The organism is Streptomyces sp. NPDC026575, assembly GCF_055567415.1.
The window spans coordinates 1-18,657 of the sequence record NZ_JBVHQM010000004.1 but is presented as its reverse complement, the minus strand read 5'-3'; the positions used below and the strand labels follow the sequence as shown (position 1 = coordinate 18,657).

17 protein-coding genes are annotated in these 18,657 nt (G+C 71.3%); 8 read left to right on the top strand and 9 right to left on the bottom strand.

All coding sequences use genetic code 11. The features are described 5' to 3' along the window. Window positions 1–233 precede the first annotated feature (233 nt). Window positions 234–1,481 (top strand): nucleotide sugar dehydrogenase, encoded by a 1,248-nt coding sequence (locus tag ACZ4NB_RS06295; protein ID WP_467658672.1) that lies wholly within the window; start codon window positions 234–236, stop codon window positions 1,479–1,481. 79 nt (window positions 1,482–1,560) lie between these two features. On the opposite strand, the gene ACZ4NB_RS06290 is transcribed toward ACZ4NB_RS06295, so the two are convergent. From ACZ4NB_RS06290 to ACZ4NB_RS06275, 4 genes are all read right to left on the bottom strand, one after another. Beyond that, window positions 1,561–2,676 (bottom strand): GuaB3 family IMP dehydrogenase-related protein, encoded by a 1,116-nt coding sequence (locus ACZ4NB_RS06290; protein WP_393487487.1) that lies wholly within the window; start codon window positions 2,674–2,676, stop codon window positions 1,561–1,563. Between the two features lie 136 nt (window positions 2,677–2,812). Further along, complete coding sequence (gene guaB / locus ACZ4NB_RS06285; protein ID WP_467658671.1) at window positions 2,813–4,315, bottom strand: IMP dehydrogenase; 1,503 nt, start codon at window positions 4,313–4,315, stop codon at window positions 2,813–2,815. A 140-nt stretch (window positions 4,316–4,455) separates the two neighbouring features. Next, entirely contained in the window at window positions 4,456–5,028 is a 573-nt protein-coding gene (locus ACZ4NB_RS06280) for a sigma-70 family RNA polymerase sigma factor (protein WP_393487483.1), read from the bottom strand. Window positions 5,029–5,388: 360 nt separating this feature from the next. Continuing rightward, window positions 5,389–6,000 (bottom strand): response regulator transcription factor, encoded by a 612-nt coding sequence (locus tag ACZ4NB_RS06275; protein ID WP_003948568.1) that lies wholly within the window; start codon window positions 5,998–6,000, stop codon window positions 5,389–5,391. 382 nt (window positions 6,001–6,382) lie between these two features. Here ACZ4NB_RS06275 and ACZ4NB_RS06270 point away from each other — a divergent pair, with 382 nt between their 5' ends. Continuing rightward, on the top strand, window positions 6,383–6,715 hold the full coding sequence (locus ACZ4NB_RS06270; protein WP_384430026.1) for a WhiB family transcriptional regulator: 333 nt from the start codon (window positions 6,383–6,385) through the stop codon (window positions 6,713–6,715). Between the two features lie 104 nt (window positions 6,716–6,819). On the opposite strand, the gene ACZ4NB_RS06265 is transcribed toward ACZ4NB_RS06270, so the two are convergent. Further along, window positions 6,820–7,746: a LysR family transcriptional regulator gene (locus tag ACZ4NB_RS06265; protein WP_467658670.1), complete on the bottom strand. Its 927-nt coding sequence runs from the start codon at window positions 7,744–7,746 to the stop codon at window positions 6,820–6,822. A gap of 178 nt (window positions 7,747–7,924) precedes the next feature. On the opposite strand from ACZ4NB_RS06265, the gene ACZ4NB_RS06260 reads away from it, so the two are divergent. Continuing rightward, window positions 7,925–8,590 (top strand): MOSC domain-containing protein, encoded by a 666-nt coding sequence (locus ACZ4NB_RS06260; RefSeq protein ID WP_467658668.1) that lies wholly within the window; start codon window positions 7,925–7,927, stop codon window positions 8,588–8,590. Window positions 8,591–8,746: 156 nt separating this feature from the next. Then, the gene (locus ACZ4NB_RS06255) at window positions 8,747–9,520 is read left to right on the top strand and encodes an SDR family NAD(P)-dependent oxidoreductase (RefSeq protein WP_393487480.1); all 774 of its coding nucleotides are present in this window, start codon (window positions 8,747–8,749) and stop codon (window positions 9,518–9,520) included. Here ACZ4NB_RS06255 and ACZ4NB_RS06250 read toward each other — a convergent pair. Together ACZ4NB_RS06250 and ACZ4NB_RS06245 are read right to left on the bottom strand one after the other, a co-directional pair. Further along, window positions 9,517–11,454, bottom strand: a complete 1,938-nt coding sequence (locus ACZ4NB_RS06250; RefSeq protein WP_467658666.1) for a DUF2264 domain-containing protein — start codon at window positions 11,452–11,454, stop codon at window positions 9,517–9,519. The two genes, ACZ4NB_RS06255 and ACZ4NB_RS06250, sit on opposite strands and share 4 nt — an antisense overlap. A 47-nt stretch (window positions 11,455–11,501) precedes the next feature. Continuing rightward, entirely contained in the window at window positions 11,502–12,080 is a 579-nt protein-coding gene (locus ACZ4NB_RS06245; RefSeq protein ID WP_467659163.1) for an XRE family transcriptional regulator, read from the bottom strand. Window positions 12,081–12,361: 281 nt separating this feature from the next. Between ACZ4NB_RS06245 and ACZ4NB_RS06240 the strand changes: the two genes are divergently transcribed. The 3 genes from ACZ4NB_RS06240 to ACZ4NB_RS06230 all read left to right on the top strand — a co-directional run bounded on the left by ACZ4NB_RS06240 (window position 12,362) and on the right by ACZ4NB_RS06230 (window position 14,497). Further along, window positions 12,362–12,583 carry a hypothetical protein gene (locus tag ACZ4NB_RS06240; protein WP_467658665.1) on the top strand — a complete coding sequence of 74 codons (222 nt, stop codon included), beginning with the start codon at window positions 12,362–12,364 and terminating at the stop codon, window positions 12,581–12,583. A 115-nt stretch (window positions 12,584–12,698) separates the two neighbouring features. After that, window positions 12,699–13,745, top strand: a complete 1,047-nt coding sequence (locus ACZ4NB_RS06235; protein ID WP_467658663.1) for a hydroxyacid dehydrogenase — start codon at window positions 12,699–12,701, stop codon at window positions 13,743–13,745. A 59-nt stretch (window positions 13,746–13,804) separates the two neighbouring features. Further along, window positions 13,805–14,497, top strand: a complete 693-nt coding sequence (locus ACZ4NB_RS06230; RefSeq protein ID WP_467658661.1) for an ester cyclase — start codon at window positions 13,805–13,807, stop codon at window positions 14,495–14,497. Between the two features lie 97 nt (window positions 14,498–14,594). On the opposite strand, the gene groL is transcribed toward ACZ4NB_RS06230, so the two are convergent. Both groL and groES read right to left on the bottom strand, forming a co-directional pair. After that, the gene (gene groL / locus ACZ4NB_RS06225; protein ID WP_467659161.1) at window positions 14,595–16,220 is read right to left on the bottom strand and encodes a chaperonin GroEL; all 1,626 of its coding nucleotides are present in this window, start codon (window positions 16,218–16,220) and stop codon (window positions 14,595–14,597) included. Between the two features lie 133 nt (window positions 16,221–16,353). Then, the gene (gene groES / locus ACZ4NB_RS06220; protein ID WP_384429999.1) at window positions 16,354–16,662 is read right to left on the bottom strand and encodes a co-chaperone GroES; all 309 of its coding nucleotides are present in this window, start codon (window positions 16,660–16,662) and stop codon (window positions 16,354–16,356) included. 466 nt (window positions 16,663–17,128) lie between these two features. Between groES and ACZ4NB_RS06215 the strand changes: the two genes are divergently transcribed. Beyond that, entirely contained in the window at window positions 17,129–18,484 is a 1,356-nt protein-coding gene (locus ACZ4NB_RS06215) for an FtsW/RodA/SpoVE family cell cycle protein (protein WP_467659159.1), read from the top strand. Window positions 18,485–18,657 lie beyond the last annotated feature (173 nt).

The window sequence follows — 18,657 nt, the reverse complement described above, 5'->3', positions numbered from 1 at the left end:
CGTCGGGCCACTGTGGTCGGGGGCGTGCCCCCGTCCGTCGATTCTGTCCGCGCTACGTGCCGCGAGCCACCCTCCGCTCACGGCGGCAACACCCGGCCACCTTGATCCACCAATCCCTATTCTGGGCCAAATATCCGCTTAGTCTATTTATGCACCATCCCCCTCCGTCATGCGCTTTCCGCATCCTCATCCGAATACGTCATCCGCAGTCGCTCGGAAAGGAAGGCCGCAGCATGCCCGCAGATCTCGCCGTCATCGGACTCGGTCACCTCGGCCTCCCCCTCGCCCAGGCGGCCACCGCCGCCGGCATCGGCACCCTCGGCTACGACCCCGATCCGCACGCCGCCGCCCTCACCGGCACCGACGGGCCGCTGTCCGCCGCCGAACTCCGCCGGCTGCTCTCGGCCGGCTTTCGCACCACCACCGACCCCACCGCCCTCGGCCGGGTCCGCACCGCCGTCATCTGCGCGCCCACGCCGCTGGGCGAGGACCGCGCCCTGGACCTCACCGCCATCGCCGACGCCGCCCGCACTCTGGCCGCACAACTGCGCCCGCACACCACGGTCATCCTCGAATCCAGCGCCTACCCGGGCGCCACGGAGGAATTCCTGCGCCCCCTGCTCGAAGCGGGCTCCGGCCTCGTCGCCGGCCGCGACTTCCACCTCGCCTGCTCCCCGGGCCGCCACGACCCCGGCAACCGCACCCACCGCTACGCCAACACCCCCAAGGTCATCGGCGGCCTCACCCCTGCCTGCACGGAGGCCGCCGCGGCGTTCTACGGCCGCCTCACCGACAAGGTCGTCCGCGCCCGGGGCCCGCGCGAGGCCGAGACCGCCAAGCTGCTGGAGACCAACTACCGGCACGTCAACATCGCCCTGATGAACGAGATGGCGGTCTTCTGCCATGACATCGGCGTCGACCTCTGGGACGTCATCCGCTGCGCCGAGACCAAGCCGTTCGGCTTCCAGTCCTTCCGCCCCGGCCCGGGCGTGGGCGGCCACGCCGCTCCGGTGGACCCCAACTACCTCTCCTACAAAGGCCGTTCACTGGGCTACCCGCTCCGCATGGTCGAACTCGCCCAGGAGGTCAACGGCCGTATGCCCCGCTACGTCATCCAGCGCTGCGCCACCCTGCTGAACGAACACGGCAAGTCCGCGCGCGGGGCCCGCCTCCTGCTCCTCGGCGTCACCTACAAGCCGGACGTCGGCGACCTGGCGGGCTCCCCCGCCTGGGAGATCGCCTCGCGCCTGATGGAACTCGGCGCGCACATCACCTACCACGACCCCTACGTCCCCCGCTGGACCGTCCTGGACCGCCCCGTCCCCCGCGCCGACTCGCTCTACGAGTCCGCCGCCGCCGCGGATCTGACGGTGCTGCTCCAGCCCCACCGCACCTACGACCTCCAGGGCCTGTCGGTGAAGGCCCAGCTGCTGCTGGACACCCGGGGCGCCACCCCCACGGGCGCGGCCCACCGGCTGTGAGGCGCCTCGGGCGGTACACGGCGAGAGCCCGGCCGCACCGAGGTGCGACCGGGCTCCGCGAGGTGGGGGAACGCGGGGGCTACCGCCGCGGGGCGACGGTGACCTCGACCCGCTGGAACTCCTTCAGCTCCGAGTAGCCGGTCGTGGCCATCGCCCGGCGCAGCGCACCGAAGAAATTCATCGAGCCGTCGGGCGTCGTGGACGGCCCGAGCAGCACCTCCTCCGTCGTGCCGACCACACCGAGGTCCATCCGCTTGCCGCGCGGCACGTCCTCGTGGACCGCCTCCATGCCCCAGTGGTGGCCGCGGCCGGGCGCGTCCGTCGCACGGGCCAGCGGGGAGCCCATCATCACCGCGTCGGCGCCGCAGGCGATCGCCTTGGGCAGGTCACCGGACCAGCCCACACCGCCGTCGGCGATGACGTGGACGTAGCGGCCGCCGGACTCGTCCATGTAGTCGCGGCGGGCCGCGGCGACATCGGCGACGGCGGTCGCCATCGGGACCTGGATGCCCAGGACGTTGCGCGTGGTGTGCGCGGCGCCGCCGCCGAAGCCCACCAGCACACCGGCGGCACCGGTCCGCATCAGGTGCAGCGCGGCGGTGTACGTGGCGCATCCGCCCACGATCACCGGGACGTCCAGCTCGTAGATGAACTGCTTGAGGTTCAGCGGCTCGGCGGCCGACGAGACGTGCTCGGCGGAGACCGTCGTCCCGCGGATCACGAAGATGTCCACACCGGCGTCCACGACGGCCTTGGAGAACTGCGCCGTGCGCTGCGGGGAGAGCGCCGCGGCGGTGACGACACCCGCGTCGCGCACCTCCTTGATCCGCTGGCCGATCAGCTCTTCCTTGATCGGCGCGGCGTAGATCTCCTGCAGCCGCTTGGTGGCCGCGGCGCCGTCCAGCTCGGCGATCTCGGCGAGCAGCGGCTCCGGGTCCTCGTAGCGGGTCCACAGCCCTTCCAGGTTGAGGACGCCCAGGCCGCCCAGCTCACCGATGCGGATCGCGGTCTGCGGGGAGACCACCGAGTCCATGGGAGCGGCCAGGAACGGCAGCTCGAAGCGGTAGGCGTCGATCTGCCAGGCGATCGAGACCTCCTTCGGGTCGCGGGTGCGGCGACTGGGTACGACGGCGATGTCGTCGAATGCGTATGCCCGGCGGCCGCGCTTGCCGCGCCCGATCTCGATCTCAGTCACGTGTGTGGCCTTTCCCTCTTTGTCTGCCGTTCCAGTATCCCCGACGCACCGAAGCCCGCGGCCGGGGTCCGGCCGCGGGCTCCACGGTAGGCCGTGCCGGACCCTCTCCAGCGGAGCGGGGCCCGGCGGTCGCCTGCTAGCGCCGTGCGTAGTTCGGCGCCTCGGTGACCATCTGGACGTCGTGCGGGTGGCTCTCCTTGAGGCCCGCGGCGGTGATCCGCACGAAGCGGCCCTTCTCCTTGAGCTCGGGGATGTCGGCGGAGCCGACGTAGCCCATGGAGGCGCGCAGACCGCCGACGAGCTGGTGGGCGACCGAGGCGAGCGGGCCGCGGTAGGGCACCTGGCCCTCGATGCCCTCGGGGACCAGCTTGTCCTCGGAGAGCACGTTGTCCTGGAAGTAGCGGTCCTTGGAGAAGGACTTGCCCTGGCCGCGGGACTGCATCGCGCCCAGCGAGCCCATGCCCCGGTAGGACTTGAACTGCTTGCCGTTGATGAAGACCATCTCGCCGGGCGACTCCTCGCAGCCGGCCAGCAGCGAGCCCAGCATGACGGTGTCCGCGCCGGCCGCGATGGCCTTGGCGATGTCGCCGCTGTACTGCAGACCGCCGTCGCCGATGAGCGGGACCCCGGCCGCGTGGCACGCCTGCGCGGCCTCGTAGATCGCGGTGACCTGCGGGACGCCGATGCCGGCGACGACCCGGGTGGTGCAGATCGAGCCCGGTCCGACGCCGACCTTCACACCGTCCGCACCCGCGTCGATCAGCGCCTGGGCGCCGTCCCGGGTGGCGACGTTGCCGCCGACGACATCGACGGTGGTGTTGGACTTGACCTTGGCGATCATGTCGAGGATGCCGCGGCTGTGGCCGTGCGCGCTGTCCACGACGAGGAAGTCGGCACCGGCCTCGACCAGCGCCTGCGCCCGGTCGTACGCCGCGTCGCCGACGCCCACCGCGGCACCGACGACCAGCCGGCCCTCGGCGTCCTTGGCGGCGTTCGGGTACTTCTCCGCCTTGACGAAGTCCTTGACCGTGATCAGGCCCTTGAGCACGCCGTTGTCGTCGACCAGCGGCAGCTTCTCGATCTTGTGGCGGCGCAGCAGCTCGATGGCGTCCTCGCCGGAGATGCCGACCTTGCCGGTGACCAGCGGCATCGGCGTCATGACCTCGCGGACCTGCCGGCGGCGGTCCATCTCGAAGGCCATGTCGCGGTTGGTGACGATGCCCAGCAGCTTGCCCGCGGCGTCGGTGACCGGCACACCGCTGATCCGGAACTTGGCGCACAGCGCGTCGGCCTCGGCGAGGTCGGCGTCCGGGCGGACCGTGATCGGGTCGGTGACCATGCCGGACTCGGAGCGCTTGACCAGGTCGACCTGGTTGGCCTGGTCCTCGATGGACAGATTGCGGTGGAGCACGCCCGCGCCGCCCTGCCGCGCCATGGCGATGGCCATGCGCGCCTCGGTGACCTTGTCCATCGCCGCGGACAGCAGCGGGATGTTCACCGTGACGTTGCGCGAGACCCGGGACGCGGTGCTCACCGCGTTCGGCAGCACCTCCGACGCGCCGGGCAGCAGCAGCACGTCGTCGTACGTCAGCCCGAGCATGGCGAATTTGGCGGGCATACCGTCGACGTTGTCACTCATGACACCTTCCCCAATGCTCTTGCCTCAGCGCGGACTCCCATGCTAACGGCCTAGAGAAGTGTCCCAATCCACGAGCGATGAGGGCCTCGTCACTTGTGCATTTCTACGGCGACATCACGCCGCCCGTTCCGCGCCCGCGCCTACTGCTCGGCGAGCGCCCGCAGCCTGCTCAGCGCCCGGTGCTGGGCGACCCGCACCGCACCGGGCGACATCCCCAGCATCTGGCCGGTCTCCTCGGCCGTCAGCCCGACGGCGACCCGCAGCAGGACCAGCTCGCGCTGGTTCTCCGGGAGGTTCGCCAGCAGCTTCTTGGCCCACTCGGCGTCGCTGCTCAGCAGCGCCCGCTCCTCGGGGCCGAGGGAGTCGTCGGGCTGCTCGGGCATCTCGTCGGACGGCACGGCCGTGCTGCCGTGCCGCATCGCGGCCCGCTGCAGATCGGCGACCTTGTGCCCGGCGATGGCGAAGACGAACGCCTCGAAGGGCTTGCCGGTGTCGCGGTAGCGCGGCAGCGCGCAGAGCACCGCCACGCACACCTCCTGCGCCAGGTCCTCGACGAAGTGCCGGGCGTCACCCGGCAGCCTCGACAGACGCGTACGGCAGTAGCGCAGGGCGAGCGGGTGCACATGGGCCAGGAGGTCGTGGGTGGCCCGCTGGTCGCCCTCGACTGCGCGTGCGACGAGATCGCCGATCTCCTGCTTCCCGTCATCGCGCATCGGTCCATGGTGCCTTGGTGCCGAACGTTCCGCGGCACTACCCCCGTCGTTGTGCCCCGAACCGTTACGAGCCGTCGCGCTAGCGCCCACGTTCCACGCCTCCCCCGTTCGGGTTGTACCCATACCGACCGCGAGCCCTCGCCGGTAGCTTGTCTGCGTGCCGTACGGCGCCGGGCAGGCCCTGTCCGTCATGAGGTCTCTTCTGGCCGAGTGAGAAGCCCCGGCCTCCGCCGGGGAGGAGTCACACCTCCAAGGATGCGGCATCCCGTGAGGTTTCGGCGCCGGCGTCGACGCAGCGGGGTTACGACGATCGCTGCCCGCTTCCGCGGGCGGGCGCCGTAACCCCGTATGCACAGCAGGTCAGCGGACCAGTCCCCAGCGGAAGCCGAGCGCGACCGCATGCGCCCGGTCGGAGGCGCCGAGCTTCTTGAACAGGCGCCGGGCGTGGGTCTTGACCGTGTCCTCCGACAGGAACAGCTCCCGGCCGATCTCGGCGTTCGAGCGGCCGTGGCTCATGCCCTCCAGGACCTGGATCTCGCGGGCGGTGAGCGTCGGGGCGGCGCCCATCTCGGCGGACCGCAGCCGGCGTGGGGCGAGCCGCCACGTCGGGTCGGCCAGCGCCTGGGTCACCGTCGCCCGCAGCTCGGCGCGCGAGGCGTCCTTGTGCAGATAGCCGCGGGCGCCGGCGGCGACCGCGAGCGCGACACCGTCGAGGTCCTCGGCCACCGTGAGCATGATGATCCGGGCGCCGGGGTCGGCGGACAGCAGCCGGCGCACGGTCTCGACACCGCCGAGACCGGGCATCCGCACGTCCATCAGGATCAAGTCCGAACGATCGGCACCCCAGCGGCGGAGGACTTCCTCGCCGTTGGCCGCGGTCGTCACACGCTCGACGCCGGGCACGGTCGCAACCGCCCGACGGAGCGCCTCTCGGGCAAGCGGGGAGTCGTCGCAGACGAGGACGGAAGTCATGACCGCCCTCCGCAGCTGATGCGCGTCACCTTGAGCCTCCAGGCTGGTACATATCGTCACCTGTGCGATTGACGGCCGCCTCGGACATGTGCCCGAGGGCTACCTCTGCCAATCGCCTCCGCACACTCAACGACGGTCACTCGAAAGAGTTACGGCTTCGGTGACCGAGTTCAGCACGCTCCGTGAGGAGCCGGATACGCAGACGACTCGTCGGGCGGCCCGCATCCACGCGTGCACCCTATGCCCTATTTGGCTCTCTTTCTTCCATTTTCGCGTTGACTGCGACTAGATTCGCAATGAGTCATATTTACATCTACTTCGATAGTAGATGTACGGTCTTGAGCACCGAGCCCGAATCAGCATCGCTTCGAGGGGACAAGCAATGGCAGATTTCTCCCGCCTCCCGGGCCCGAACGCAGACCTCTGGGACTGGCAGCTGCTGGCCGCCTGCCGTGGCGTGGACAGCTCTCTGTTCTTCCACCCCGAGGGCGAGCGCGGAGCGGCCCGTAGCGCGCGTGAGACATCGGCGAAGGAGGTCTGCATGCGCTGCCCGGTGCGAGCCGAGTGCGCGGCGCACGCACTGGCCGTCCGCGAGCCCTACGGGGTCTGGGGCGGCCTGACGGAGGACGAACGCGAGGAGCTCATGGGACGGGCCCGCCACCGGCTGATCCCCGCGACCTCCATGACCGGCAACTCGGGCACCTCAGGCGCCTGACCCAGGGAGCGCATGCACTCCCTGAAGAATCGTTCCTTCGCAGCGTCGGCTGCGGGGAGCAGGGGTTCGGGCTGCGCTCGCCGCCCCTCGGCCCGCCCCGCCCCTCAGCGCGCGTGGCCGCTCCGGCCCGCCGCATCCGCCAGCTGATCGAGCGTCGCCGCGACGGCGGGGACATGGGCCAGATCCGGCAGCGTGAGCGCGACGATCTCCCGGTGCACGGCCGGCTCCATCCGTATCGCCGTGGCCCCCTTGGGGCGCACCGACTCCAGCGTGAGCTCCGGCAGCGCGGCGACCCCCAGCCCCGCGCCCACCAGGCCGATCACGGCCGGATAGTCATCCGTGGCGAAGTCGATACGCGGGGTGAAGCCCGCACTCTCACAGACCTCGACGAGGTGCCTGCGGCAGCGCGGGCAGCCCGCGATCCACGGTTCGTCCGCCAGCTCCGCGAACCCCGCGCTGCCGGACCTCGCCAGCCGGTGGCCGTCCGGCACCAGGCCGATCAGCCGGTCGACCAGGATCGGCCGCACCACCAGGTCGTCCCACTCCGCCGCGGCCTCCGGGTCCGCGCCGCGCACTTCCGGATAGCGGAAGGCCAGCGCGATCTCGCAGTCGCCGTTGCGCAGCATCTCGATCGAGCGCGGCGGCTCGGCCTCGTCCAGCGAGACCCGGGTGCCCGGGTGGGCGGCGCGCATCTTCGCCAGGGCGGTGGGCACCAGCGTCGAGCTGCCCGAGGGGAACGACACCAGCCGCACCCGCCCCGCACGCAGGCCCGCGATGGCCGCGACCTCCTCCTCGGCGGCGGTGAGCCCGGCCAGGATGCCGACGGCGTGCCGTACCAGCGCCTCGCCCGCCTGCGTCAGCCGCATCTCACGGCCCGCGCGGACCAGCAGCGGGGTCCCGGCGGACTGCTCCAGCGCCTTCATCTGCTGACTGACGGCCGGCTGGGTGCAGCCCAGCTCCCGCGCGGCGGCGGAGAACGAGCCGGTCCTTGCGACGGCGCGCAGCACACGGAGATGACGGGCCTCGATCACGCTTTGAGCATAAGCGAGTCTTGGGCTGGTCGGGGAAAATCAGGATGCCGCTTTTGGGCGGAGTGGCTGGATCTGCGCTGCCCGCCGACGCGGTATCGGTCAGGGGGGTATCGATCCGCAACGGAGACGCCGGCAGGGGCGCTCCGCGGAGCACGGCACGGCACCGGCGGAGGACCGTATGAGGCTGCTGACCGTCAATGTGGGGCGGCCCATGCCGTCCGAGCACACCGACGTCGAGGGCCGCACGGGCATCGACAAGCGGCCTGTGGCGGGCCCGGTGGCGGTCAGCGCTCCGGGCCCCGCGGGTGTCGGGGGCAGCGGGCTGGCCGGCGACGCGGTGGTCAATCTGCGCGATCACGGCGGCGACGACCAGGCCGTGTACGCCTACGCCCGCGAGGACCTGGACTTCTGGCAGCGGGAACTGGGCCGCGCGCTGCCCAACGGCTGCTTCGGCGAGAACCTCACCACCTCGGGCGTCGAGATCACCGGCGCCCGGATCGGCGAGCGCTGGCGCGTCGGCCCGGGGCTGCTGCTGGAGGTGAGCTGCCCGCGGGTCCCCTGCCGCACCTTCCAGGAGTGGCTCGGCGAGCACGGCTGGATGAAGCGGTTCACCCGGGCCGCGGTGCCCGGTGCCTACCTCCGGGTGATCGAGCCGGGCGAGATCCGCGCCGGGGACCGCGTCGAGCGGGTGCACCGCCCCGATCACGAGGTGACGATCGAGCTGATGTTCCGGGCCCTGACGACCCGGCGGGAGCTGCTGCCGCGGCTGCTGGAGGCCGGGGAGGCGCTTCCGGAGGCGGCGCGGGACGTGGTGGCGAAGTACCTGGCGCGGCAGGGCGGTTGACCGGGTGGCCGGCGGGGGCCGGTCCGTCCGGCCGCGGCGTCGGCGGCCCGGCGCCGGCACCGCGCGGCGCGGCCGGGTCGGCGGGGCCTCGGCGGGGGCCGGCGCGGACACGCCCTGGGTCTCGGGTGCCGCCGTCCGGGCGGATAGCGTGCCGGTATGACGACTGCATTGATCACGGGAGCGACGGCGGGCATCGGGGCGGCGTTCGCCCGGCGGCTCGCCGGCGACGGCCACAGCGTGGTGCTGGTGGCGCGCGACGAGAAGCGACTGCGGGAGCAGGCCACCGAGTTGCACGACCGGCACGGCATCGAGGCGGAGGTGCTGAGCGCCGATCTGTCCACCGAGGAGGGCATCGCCGCGGTCGAGGCGCGGCTGTCGGACACCAGGCACCCGGTCGACCTGCTGGTGAACAACGCCGGCTTCGGCAACAAGGGCGAGTACCTCGAAGTGCCGCTGGCCGACGAGCTGACGATGCTGAAGGTGCACTGCGAGGCGGTGCTGCGGCTGACCACGGCCGCGGTGCGCGGCATGCGCGAGCGGCGCCGCGGTGCGGTGGTCAATGTGGCGTCGGTGGCGGCGTTCGTGCCGCGCGGCACCTACGGCGCGAGCAAGGCGTGGGTCGTGCAGTTCACGCAGGGCGCGGCGCGGGACCTGGCGGGCAGCGGGGTGCGGCTGATGGCGCTGTGCCCGGGGTTCGTACGCACCGAGTTCCACCAGCGGGCGGGGATGGGCACGGACAACATCCCCGGCTGGATGTGGCTGGACGCGGACAAGCTGGTGGACGCGGCGATGAAGGACCTGGTGCGGGGGAAGTCGCTGTCCATCCCCGACCCCCGGTACAAGGCACTGACCGGGGCGCTCAGGCTGGTGCCCCGCGCGGTGCTGGGCGGGGTCGCGTCCCGTACCGGGCGCAAGTACGGGCCCCGCTAGCGGGGAGGCCGCCCGGCCGCCCGGTCCTGTGCGCGTCCTTCGGCGGGCGGGGGCAGGACCAGGTGGCTGGTGGTGCCGTCGTCGTGCCATGTGAGGGCGAGGGTGTGGCGGCCGCCGCGGCGGGTGAGGCGCGCGGTGGCCAGGGTCTGGACGGGGACGGGCTCGGGGTCCCCGGTCAGGGAGGCCAGGGCGGCGAAGAGCGTCCCCTCTGGAGCCGGGCCGACGGTGCCCTCCAGGACGGCGGTTTCGGTGCGGGGGCCGAAGAGGGTGCTGCCCGTGGGGGCGGGGCGGGCGCACGGCGTGTCGTAGCCGTGGACGGGGTGGAGTTGGGCGGTCGGGCCGCCGGGTGTGGTGGCCCAGCCCGTCTGGCGCACGGGGGTGCCGGGGGCGGCGCCGGTGACCAGGTGGGCGCGGAGTTCGGCGCGGCCGTGGGCGAGGGTGGCGGACAGGACCCGGACCCCGGGAAGCGCGGTGCCGTCGGCGCGGCGGGGGGTGTGGGTGGACAGCGCCCGGTCGGGGCCGGCGGAGTGCGGCGTGGCGGGGCCGCGGGTGGTGGGCCGGCCGTCGATCAGCAGCGCGAAGTCGTTGTCGGGCAGGGCCCGGTCGGTGGTGGGCGCGGTGGGGCCGGTGCGGGTGGAGTAGGCGAAGCGGGCGTAGTACGGGTCGGGGGCGCCGAGCGTTGCGTTGCTGCCGTGGTTGTGGACGCGGACCAGGCCGTCGGAGGCGGTCGAGTGCAGCAGCAGGCCCGTAGCGCCCAACGGCCCGACGGCGTCCGCGGTTTCGGCGGGGAGCGGGGCCTCCTTCGCGGTCCAGGCGGGGTGGTCGGCGGGGAGCAGCAGGCCGAGGAAGCCCTTGGCCGCCCAGTAGGGCGAGCCCGGACCCGAGTAGCTCTGGAGCATCGGGGCGTACGGCCCGTACCAGCCCAGCGGCAGCAGCCCGTCGGCGCCGACGGCACCGCGGTCCAGGAAGTGGCGCAGCGCCCCCGAGGCGAGGCGGCGGACGGCGCCCGGGGCCAGCGGGGTGTGGCCGGTGAGGGCGCCCAGCCAGGGGGCGGCGGTGGCGGCGAAGCGGTAGGTGAGCGAGCGGCCGAAGGGCAGCGGCGCGCCGCTTGAGTCGAAGAGGCGGGTGTAGTCCTCCAGTTGGGCGCGCAGACGGTCGCCGTAGGTGGCCAGCAGCGCCCGGTCGCCGCCGAGGTGGGCGTGCAGGACGGGGTAGAAGTGCAGCGCCCAGGCGTTGTAGTGGTCGAAGGCGCGGTTGTCGCCGTCGGAGTACCAGCCGTCGCCGCGGTACCAGTCCTCGATACGGGCCAGCGCGCGGTCGACGGCGGCCCGGGCGCGCACGGTCTCGATGCCCGCGTCGTCCAGGAAGCCACCGACGGTGAGGCCGAAGAGCCACCAGTTGTTGTCGACCGGGGACGGGCCGAGGGCGGGCAGCAGCCAGTCGGCGACGCGGGCGCGGACCGCGTCGTCGAGGGTGTCCCACAGCCAGGGGCGGGTCACGCGCAGGCCGAGCGCGAGGGAGGCCGCCTCGACCCGGGCCTGGCGGACGGCGTCGATCCGGGGCCAGGAGTCGGGGTCGGCGGACGTCGGCTCCCGGTCGCCGGTGGGGTTCCGGGTGCCCGCGGCCAGGCCCTCGGCGTAGCGGGCGAGGTGGGCGTGCGGATCGCGGCCGCCGCTGCCGGCGACGGTGAACGCGGCGAGCAGGAAGGTACGGGCGAAGCCTTCGAGGCCGTCCGAGCGGGTGCCGGAGGAACTGGGACGGGCGCCGGGGAGCGCGATCAGGCCGCGGCCCGGTGAGGCGTGACGGCGGGTGGCGCACAACAGGCCGTCGGCCACCGCCTCCCAGTGGGCGCGGGTCCAGCCGGTGTACGGGCTGCGGCGGCGGTCCTCGGGCGGGAGGGGGAAGGGGAGGGAGACGGGCTGAGGTGCAGACATGGGTTCCCCGTGGGTGGGATACCGGATGACGTTTGCCGCTTCGGAGGTCAGCCCACCGGTACGGCACGGCCCCACAGCTCCTCGGCGTGCTCCGCGAAGCGGTCGAACATCCCCCCGTCACTGTGACGGCGCAGATGCAACAGCGGCGAGTCGTGTCCGACCAGCCGGGCCAGGTGGGGCGTCACGAGCGCATCGTGGTCGAATCGGAACACCGACAGCGATACATGGTTCACGGCGTCGTCCGCGCTGCTGTAACGCACCTCCAGCCCGGACACGGCACCTATCCGGTCGAGATTCTCGATGCTCATCCGGATACGAGCGGAGACGCTCAAGGCCACGTCCTCGATCGCCTCGCGCTGCCTGGTGACCTCGCCGCCGGGGTCGCCGAGCAGGAACCTGACCCGGCATCCGGCCTCGGCCTTGCGGCGGATCGTCTCGGCGAACCGGGGGACCTGGGTCCAGAAGAAATAGTTCGTGTACCCGGCGAGGAACAGATCCTCGGTCGCGCCCTCGACAAGCTCGACCCAGACCGTGGACGGGCAGGCGGACCGGTAGGGGTACGAGTGCAAAAGCTCCCGATCACTGCCGGTCTTGATCCGGTCCTTCACTGTCTGGGGCCACAGCATCTCTTCATCGACTCCCAACGCCCGGCAGGCGTCCTCACGGTTTCGTGCATGCGGTATCAGTTCGGCGTCCGCCAGCCACCGTTCCACGGTCTTGTTCGTGACGCCTACCCGGACCGCAAGCTTCCGGGGGGTGAGTCCGGCATCGGCCATAGCTGATCGTAAGGCGACGTTCAAGACTTCTCCCTTGGACGTTTGGGCCGTTTCGACCGTACGCCCGGGACGGCCCAACTGTCCCCGCTACGGAGCAGATACGTCCGAAAGCGCAAGCCAGCATCAGGCGCATGAACCAACAACCGGCAACCATGCAAGGCCCCGTGCATCTGATGCTTCCCGCAACTCAGCCCGAGGCCGCTGAAGGCTGCGATGTCTGCGCGGCCCTGGCCAGGCAGCGCAGCGAAGCCCGGATCAACGGGGACTACTCCAAGGTTTCCGACTGTAACGTCGAAATCTCCGCCCATCCCGAGCACCGCAGGCGCACGCTCGGTGGGCAACGGCGGGTGTGAAGGGATGGTCGCGGGCATGGTTTCCCCGAATTTCCCCATCAGGGAGAACTTCGGCCGACCACCGGAATTCTCCGGACACGGCTGTCCGGACATCAAGGAAGCACGGAGAGAGCCCATGGCCACATCGCCCACTACCGGCCCTGCCGCCGTGAGCCGCCCGAAGGTGCTGCTGTCGATGGGCCCCGGTATCGCCGAGCGGCTTCTCGACGCCCGGCACCACGCCCGCCTCGCGGCCCTCGCCCGTACCGACTCCCGGCTCGTCGCCCACGAGTTGGCCGATCCCGCGCCCGCCGTCGCCGCCGCCCTCGCCGACGCCGAGCTGCTGCTGACCTGCTGGGGCGCGCCGCCGCTGACCGACCGCGTACTGGCCGCCGCCCCGCGGCTGCGGGCCGTCGTGCACGCCGCCGGCTCGGTCAAGCACCACATCACCGACGCCTGCTGGCAGCGCGGCATCGCCGTCGCCTCGGCGGCCGACGTCAACGCGCTGCCGGTCGCCGAGTTCGCCCTCGCCGCGATCCTCTTCGCCAACAAGCGGGTGCTGCACGCCGCCCACCGCTACCGGACCCTGCGCGCCCGGCACGACTGGCAGCACGAGCTGTCCGGCGCCGGCAACTACCACCGCACCGTCGGCGTGATCGGCGCCTCCCGCATCGGCCGCCGCCTCATCGAGCTGCTGCGCCCCTTCGACCTGCGCGTCCTGCTGTACGACCCGTACGTCGACGCCGCCGAGGCCGCCCGGCTGGGGGTGGCGCAGGTCCCCCTCGACACGCTCTGCGCCGACAGCGGCATCGTCACCGTGCACGCCCCCGAGCTGCCCGCCACCCGCCATCTGCTCGGGGCCCGCGAGCTGGCGCTGATGCCGGACGGTGCCACCCTGATCAACACCGCCCGCGGCTCGCTCGTCGACGAGGCGGCGCTGCTCGCCGAGCTGGTGCCCGGCCGGCTGCACGCGGTCCTCGACGTCACCGACCCCGAACTCCCGCCCGCCGACTCCCCGTTGTACGACCTCCCGAACGTCCTGCTCACCCCGCATATCGCCGGTTCCCTGGGCGGCGAACTGCACCGGCTGGCCGACCGGGCGCTGGACGAGGTGGCGCGGTTCGCGGCCGGCCTGCCGTTCGCGGACCCGGTGCATCCGGCGGCCCAGGACCGCTCGGCCTGACCGCACGCCAGGCCGCATTCCTCACTAAAATGGACGTTCCACCCATCCCGGGAGGCGCCATGAAATTCGTACAGATAATCGATTACCGGACCGAGCGGCCCGACGGCATGAACGAACTCATGGACAAGTGGGTCGAGCAGACCAGGGGCAGGCGGACCGCCACCCACAGCGTCGTCGGCAAGGACCGCTCCGACGCCTCCCACTACGTCGAGATCGTCGAATTCCCCTCGCACGAGGAGGCGGTGAAGAACTCCCACCTCCCGGAGACCGACCGGATCTTCCAGGAGATGGTGGCGCTCTGCGACGGGATGCCGTCCTTCACCGACCTCGACGTCGTCCGGGACGAGCAGTTGAACACCGCAACCGCCCGCCGGTTCTTCCACGAGATCGCCGCCGGGGGCAACGTCGACGCCATCGACGAGGTGTTCGCGTCCGACTACCGCGACCACGACGTCATCAAGGAGGAGGAGACCGTCATCGGGTCCGACGCACTGCGGCGCGACGTCACCGGATGGCGCACCGCCTTCGACTTCACGTTCAACCTGGAATCCCAGATCGCCCAGGGCGACGACGTCGTGACCCGATGGACCTGGTACGGCACCCACCAGGGCGCGTTCATGGGCATCGAGCCGACCGGCCGGCAGTGCACCATGACCGGCACCACGACCTTCCGGTTCCATGACGGAGTGATCCAGGAAGGCTGGTGGCACTACGACGTCCTGGGCCTGATGCGACAGCTCGGCGCGGTCTGACCGCACGCGAGAAGGCTCCCGTTCCCACCGCTCATGAGCGGGAACGGGAGCCTTCCCTCGGCTACCGCCGGCGATCAGCCGGCTGCGCGGCTATGCGTCAGTGCGCGTGCCCGTGACCGTGGCCGGCCTCGGCCGGCTCCTCCTCGGCCGGCTTCTCGACGACCAGGGTCTCGGTCGTGAGCAGCAGGGAGGCGATCGACGCGGCGTTCTCCAGGGCGGAGCGGGTGACCTTGACCGGGTCGATGACGCCGGCCTTGACCAGGTCGCCGTACTCGCCGGTGGCGGCGTTGAAGCCCTGGCCCTTGTCCTGCTCGGCGACCTTCGCGGTGATGACGTAGCCCTCAAGGCCGGCGTTCTCCGCGATCCAGCGCAGCGGCTCGACGACCGCGCGGCGGACGACGGCGACACCGGTGGCCTCGTCGCCCTCCTTGCCGAGGTTGCCCTCCAGCACCTTGGCGGCGTGCACCAGGGCGGAGCCACCACCGGAGACGATGCCCTCCTCGACCGCGGCGCGGGTCGCGGAGATGGCGTCCTCCAGACGGTGCTTCTTCTCCTTGAGCTCGACCTCGGTGGCCGCACCCACGCGGATGACGCAGACGCCACCGGCGAGCTTGGCGAGGCGCTCCTGGAGCTTCTCGCGGTCCCAGTCGGAGTCGGTGGTCTCGATCTCGCCCTTGATCTGGGCGACGCGACCGGCGACGTCCTCGGCGTTGCCGCCGCCGTCGACGATGGTGGTGTCGTCCTTGGTGACGGTCACGCGGCGGGCGGAGCCCAGCACGTCCAGACCGGCCTGGTCGAGCTTGAGGCCGACCTCCTCGGCGATGACGGTGGCACCGGTGAGGGTGGCCATGTCGCCGAGCATCGCCTTGCGGCGGTCACCGAAGCCGGGGGCCTTGACGGCCACGGCGTTGAAGGTGCCACGGATCTTGTTGACGACCAGGGTCGACAGGGCCTCGCCCTCGACGTCCTCGGCGATGATCAGCAGCGGCTTGGAGCCACCCGCCTGGATGACCTTCTCCAGCAGCGGCAGCAGGTCCTGAATCGAGGCGATCTTGCCCTGGTGGATCAGGATGTACGGGTCCTCGAGGACGGCCTCCATACGCTCCTGGTCGGTGACCATGTACGGCGAGAGGTAGCCCTTGTCGAAGGCCATGCCCTCGGTGAAGTCCAGCTCCAGACCGAAGGTGTTGGACTCCTCGACGGTGATCACACCGTCCTTGCCGACCTTGTCCATCGCCTCGGCGATCAGCTCGCCGACCTGCTTGTCCTGCGCGGACAGGCCGGCGACGGCGGCGATGTCGGCCTTGTCGTCGATCGGGCGGGCGGTCGCGAGGAGCTCCTCGGACACGGCCTGCACGGCGGCGTCGATGCCCTTCTTCAGGGCGGCCGGGGAAGCGCCCGCGGCGACGTTGCGCAGGCCCTCGCGGACCAGCGCCTGGGCCAGCACGGTGGCGGTGGTGGTGCCGTCACCCGCGATGTCGTTGGTCTTGGTCGCCACCTCCTTGACGAGCTGGGCGCCCAGGTTCTCGTACGGGTCGTCGACCTCGACCTCGCGGGCGATGGTGACACCGTCGTTGGTGATGGTGGGGGCACCGAACTTCTTGTCGATGACGACGTTGCGGCCCTTCGGACCGATCGTCACCTTCACCGTGTCGGCAAGCTTGTTCACGCCGCGCTCAAGGGCGCGACGGGCGTCCTCGTCGAACTTCAGGATCTTCGCCATGGGGTGCTTCAAGTCCTCTCATTGCGATCCTCGGCACGCAGTGGGGACCGCTGTGTCAAACGAATCTGCGCCCCTGCCCCGGGTTGTTTAGACGCGGGAACCAGGGGCGCAGATCACGGCAAATCTGGGTGACTTACTTCTCGACGATCGCGAGCACGTCGCGCGCCGAGAGAACGAGGTACTCCTCGTTGTTGTACTTCACCTCGGTGCCGCCGTACTTGCTGTAGAGAACGACGTCACCAACGGTGACGTCGAGCTCGACGCGCTTGCCGTCCTCGATACGGCCCGGGCCCACGGCCAGGACGACGCCCTCCTGGGGCTTCTCCTTGGCGGTGTCCGGAATGACCAGGCCCGAGGCCGTGGTCTGCTCGGCGTCGAGCGGCTGGACCACGATGCGGTCCTCAAGCGGCTTGATGGCAACCTTGGAGCTGGCGGTCGTCACGATCCGACCTCCCCCTTCGGAGATCTCACGGGGTTAACTGTCTGAGGTGGCGACCAGGTGGATCCGTCGTCGCGGGTGCCGGACCTGCCCGTCGCTGTGTTTGGCACTCCCCACTGGAGAGTGCCAACGCCGAGACTATGACGCGGTTAGCACTCGGTCAAGCGGAGTGCCAGCGCGCCGGGGGGCGGGTTCCACTACGCCGGTTGACCGCGCCGCGGCCAACGGGTCGACCGCCGGGGTGGGTTCCCTGCCAAATCGGACACACCTTCCCGTTTCTTGGCAACCACCACCGGGGCCACCTCGTCTACTTCCCCGACTGCCGGACCTGCGAACCGGGCCCGGCGTGCCGTGTGGATCAGCCCGGACCGGTCCGCGACCCTGATCATCGAAGGCGGAGGAACCCGTGCGTGGACTGACCAGCGCTCCCCGGCCGGCCGGGGAGCCGGAGAGCGACGCCGAGCGCACCATGACGTTCGCCGCGTTCGAACGGGCACCGGACCGCCGCCGGACCGAGGCATGGCTGCTCGCCCTCGTCGTGCTGATCGCCGTCTTCGGCTACGCCTACACCGGCCTGTCGATGACCGGCCGGCTGCCCGGCGGCCTGGCCGGCTTCGCCGTCAGCATGCTCTTCACGGCGCTGGTGCCGCATCTGGTCCTGCGCCGCTTCGCCCCGCGCGCCGATCCGCTGATCCTGCCGCTGGCGACCCTGCTGACCGGGATCGGCCTGATCCTGCTGCACCGGCTGGACATCACCTACGCGCAGACCCCGCGCCTGAAGATCGCCGAAGCGGCGAGCGGCCAGCTGGTGTGGACGGTGATCGGGGTGGCGGTCTGCATCGCCATCCTGCTGGTGCTGCGCGACCACCGCATCCTCCAGCGCTATATCTATCTGACGATGGCGGTCGCCCTGGTGCTGCTGATGGCGCCGGCCTTCTTCGGCGCGGACATGTACGGCGCCAAGCGCTGGATCCTGCTCGGGCCGCTGTCGCTGCAGCCCGGCGAGTTCGTGAAGATCATGATCTCGGTGTTCTTCGCCGGCTACCTCACCGTCAACCGCGATGCGCTGGCGCTGGCCGGACGCCGCGTCATGGGCGTCCAGCTGCCCCCGGGACGGCAGCTCGGACCGATCTTCACGATCTGGGCGATCAGCCTGCTGGTGCTGATCTTCGAACGGGACCTGGGCACCTCGCTGATCTTCTTCGGCGTCTTCGTGATCATGCTCTACATGGCCACCGACCGCGCCAGCTGGGTGCTGTGCGGCCTACTGATGGCCACGGCCGGCGCCGCCGTCGTCGGCTCCCTGGAGCCGCACGTCCACGGCCGGGTCACGGCCTGGCTGGACCCCATGCGGGCCTTCACCAAGGAAGGCCATGCGGAGGGCATGTCCGACCAGCTCGGCCAGGCGATGTTCAGCTTCGGCAGCGGCGGCATCGGCGGCACCGGCCTGGGCCAGGGCCACCCCGAGCTGGTCGGCTTCGCCGGCAACAGCGACTTCATCCTCACCACCGTCGGCGAGGAGCTGGGCCTGGCCGGGGTGATGGCGGTGCTGATGCTGTACGTGCTGCTCGCGCAGCGCGGGCTGCGGGTGGGGCTGACCGCCCGCGACCCGTTCGGCAAGCTGCTCGCCGTCGGGCTCTCCGGGGCGCTGCTGCTCCAGGTCTTCGTCGTCTCCGGCGGCGTCACCGGCCTGATCCCGCTGACCGGCAAGGCCCTGCCGTTCCTCGCCAAGGGCGGCTCGTCACTGGTCGCGAACTGGGTGATGGTGGCACTGCTGCTGCGCATCAGCGATGCGGCGCAGAAGCGGCGTGAGCCGCTGCGGTAATTCGCTGCGCTTGGGTTTGCTTCCCACGTTTTCGGCTTTCCCGCCGTGGGGGTTTCGGTGGGTTCGCCTGCGGCGGGCGGGGCCGCTGCGCGGGGCTGTTCGGCTGCCGGTGACGGGCCGGAGGGGTAGGGGTTCCGGACTGCTTCGCTTTACGTCCGGAACCCCTACCCCTC

Coding starts and splice junctions, on each gene's coding strand:
- ACZ4NB_RS06295 (WP_467658672.1), top strand. CDS start 234: ATGCCCGCAGATCTCGCCGTCATCGGACTCGGTCACCTCGGCCTCCCC.
- guaB (WP_467658671.1), bottom strand. CDS start 4,315: ATGAGTGACAACGTCGACGGTATGCCCGCCAAATTCGCCATGCTCGGG.
- ACZ4NB_RS06280 (WP_393487483.1), bottom strand. CDS start 5,028: ATGCGCGATGACGGGAAGCAGGAGATCGGCGATCTCGTCGCACGCGCA.
- ACZ4NB_RS06275 (WP_003948568.1), bottom strand. CDS start 6,000: ATGACTTCCGTCCTCGTCTGCGACGACTCCCCGCTTGCCCGAGAGGCG.
- ACZ4NB_RS06270 (WP_384430026.1), top strand. CDS start 6,383: ATGGCAGATTTCTCCCGCCTCCCGGGCCCGAACGCAGACCTCTGGGAC.
- ACZ4NB_RS06260 (WP_467658668.1), top strand. CDS start 7,925: ATGAGGCTGCTGACCGTCAATGTGGGGCGGCCCATGCCGTCCGAGCAC.
- ACZ4NB_RS06255 (WP_393487480.1), top strand. CDS start 8,747: ATGACGACTGCATTGATCACGGGAGCGACGGCGGGCATCGGGGCGGCG.
- ACZ4NB_RS06250 (WP_467658666.1), bottom strand. CDS start 11,454: ATGTCTGCACCTCAGCCCGTCTCCCTCCCCTTCCCCCTCCCGCCCGAG.
- ACZ4NB_RS06245 (WP_467659163.1), bottom strand. CDS start 12,080: ATGCTGTGGCCCCAGACAGTGAAGGACCGGATCAAGACCGGCAGTGAT.
- ACZ4NB_RS06240 (WP_467658665.1), top strand. CDS start 12,362: ATGAACCAACAACCGGCAACCATGCAAGGCCCCGTGCATCTGATGCTT.
- ACZ4NB_RS06235 (WP_467658663.1), top strand. CDS start 12,699: ATGGCCACATCGCCCACTACCGGCCCTGCCGCCGTGAGCCGCCCGAAG.
- ACZ4NB_RS06230 (WP_467658661.1), top strand. CDS start 13,805: ATGAAATTCGTACAGATAATCGATTACCGGACCGAGCGGCCCGACGGC.
- groL (WP_467659161.1), bottom strand. CDS start 16,220: ATGGCGAAGATCCTGAAGTTCGACGAGGACGCCCGTCGCGCCCTTGAG.
- ACZ4NB_RS06215 (WP_467659159.1), top strand. CDS start 17,129: ATGACGTTCGCCGCGTTCGAACGGGCACCGGACCGCCGCCGGACCGAG.